1 protein-coding gene is annotated in these 783 nt (G+C 71.0%); it reads left to right on the forward strand.

Features of this window, described 5'->3' with window-relative positions; translation table 11 throughout:
- Positions 1-56 precede the first annotated feature (56 nt).
- A partial coding sequence (locus tag H3H34_RS13195; RefSeq protein WP_207790955.1) for a hypothetical protein occupies positions 57-783 on the forward strand: 727 nt, incomplete at its 3' end.

A 783-nucleotide genomic window follows, 5' to 3' on the forward strand; every position in this document is an offset into this window, starting at 1 on the left:
GGAGGCGAGCTTCGGACTCGGCGCCTACGAGGTGCAAGGGATGTCGAGGTCTGCGAATGGCTGAGCGGGCGCTGACCGGCACTGCTGCGACGGATCGGCCAACCCTCCTCGTCCTCACCGTCGGCGGGAGCCCGGAGCCGCTGAAGACCGCGCTTGCCCGCTTCCGGCCCGACGAGGCGCTCTTTATCGTCTCGGACGGGGCGGGCGGCACGAGGAGTTCGGCAGACGCCGTCAAGGCGCTCAAGGGTTGCGACGTCTGGCCGGCAAAGCCCCGGGTGCGGAAGGTTCCGGCCGACGGGCTCGACCGCGCCTTCGCGCTCATCGAGACGCAGCTGGCCATGGCGCAGGAGCGGGGCTGCCGCGTGATCGCCGACTATACCGGCGGCACGAAAAGCATGTCTGGGGCGCTCATGCTTGCAGCAGCCATGACAGGAGGCTGCGACCTGCGGCTGATGACCGGACGGCGTCGCGATCTTCGCCAGGTCGAGGATGGCACCGAGACGCCCGTCGACGTGCCCGCCGAGGCTGTCGGGCTGGGCCGTGTCCTCGTCTCTGTGGCCAACTTCACGCGGCAGCGGGCATATCAGGCGGCCTTGGCGGTCCTGCCCTCCGAGCAGGCCGTGCCGGCCTCGCTGCCTGGTGCTTGGACGCGCCGCGTCGCGCTGTGGCGCAACTGGCTTGCCGCGATGGAGCGGTGGGACCGCTTCGACCATGCCGGCGCCCTCAAGCTGGTGGACCGCAACGGCGGGGAGGCAGGGCCGCTGGGGCAGGCGCTCGCCGAAT

Origin of the sequence: Thermaurantiacus tibetensis (assembly GCF_015354055.1) — a bacterium.
In the GTDB taxonomy this organism is placed as follows: Bacteria; Pseudomonadota; Alphaproteobacteria; order Sphingomonadales; family Sphingomonadaceae; genus Thermaurantiacus; species Thermaurantiacus tibetensis.